Source organism: Arthrobacter sp. 10L430 (assembly GCF_056395245.1).
On sequence record NZ_JBFTJD010000055.1, the window covers coordinates 1 to 1356 of the forward strand.

Annotated in this window: 1 protein-coding gene; it reads left to right on the forward strand. The window is 64.4% G+C overall.

Going from position 1 to position 1356, the window contains the following annotated elements; translation table 11 throughout:
• The first annotated feature begins 124 nt into the window (after positions 1–124).
• Positions 125–1342, forward strand: a complete 1218-nt coding sequence (locus AC1DDG_RS21625) for an integrase catalytic domain-containing protein (protein WP_476877691.1) — start codon at positions 125–127, stop codon at positions 1340–1342.
• Positions 1343–1356 lie beyond the last annotated feature (14 nt).

A 1356-nucleotide genomic window follows, 5' to 3' on the forward strand; every position in this document is an offset into this window, starting at 1 on the left:
CGCGTTGACTCATCGAAGATGCCCGCGTAGCGGTATTCGAAGAATCATTTGAGAATGCCCGCGTAGCGGCGTGTCCGCCGGGGTGGTGTCTGCCGCGTCGGCATTGTGAGCCATGGAGCTTTCGATGAGTGAACGCAGGGCTATCACGAAGGTCATCGCCACCCGCTACGCCCGCTCGGACCGCGCGGGTAAGAAGCAGATTCTCGATGAGCTGTGCGCGACGACCGGATGGCACCGCGACCACGCCCGCAAGGCACTGCGGCAGGCTCTGGTGCTGAAGCCCGTGCGGGCCAGGACGCCCCGGCCCCCGCTCTATGGGGAGCCGGTGATCGCGGCGCTGCGGTTCTGCTGGGCGGTCCAGGGAACGCCCTGTGGACGGCTCCTCGCAGCCGCGCTGCCGGACCTGGTGCCGCGCCTGCGGCGGTTCAAAGAGCTCCGCATTGATGCCGGCACGGCCGCGCAGTTGCTGACGATCGCGCCGGCGACCATCGACCGGCGGCTCAAGGCCGACCGGGCGAAACTGGAGCCCCGGGGCCGGTCCCACACCAAACCCGGAACACTGCTGAAAGACTCGATTCCGGTCCGTACCTGGGCCGAGTGGAACGATGCGGTGCCAGGGTTCGTCGAGATCGATCTGGTCGGCCACGAGGGCGGCAACAACAAGGGTGAGTTCTGCTTCACCCTTGATATCACTGACATCGCGACCGGTTGGACGGAGACCCGGTCGGTGCGGAACAAGGCGCAGAAGTGGGTTTTCGGGGCGATCAAGGACGCCACCGCCGCGTTCCCGTTTCCTATCCTCGGGATCGATTCGGACAACGGCTCGGAGTTCATCAATTGGGAGCTGTTCCGCTGGTGCGAGCAGGAGAAACTGACCTTCACCCGGTCCCGGTCCGGGAACAAGAACGATGGTGCGCACGTCGAGCAGAAGAACTGGCACGTCGTCCGCCAGACCGTCGGCTATCACCGCTACGACACACCAGGCGAGCTGGAGCTGTTGAACCGGATCTGGGCGCTCCAGAGGCTGCTGACCAACCATTTCGGACCACAGCAAAAACTCCTCACAAAGACCCGGACGGGGGCGAAGGTCACCAAAACCTACGACGCACCCGCCACCCCGTACCAGCGCGTCCTGGCCGACACCGGCACCGTCAGCAAGGCCACGAAGGGCCGCCTGAAACGCGAAAACAGGCCGCTGAACCCGGCCGCCATCCAACGCCAGATCCAGGCTCTCTGCACGGAGCTACTGACCCTGACCACCGCGAAACAAGGCCCAAAAAAGCAGCCCGCCATCCGGGCAAAATCAAATGAGTCCACGAATCAACCCAGGCGGGCATCTTGACATGATTCCTCGGG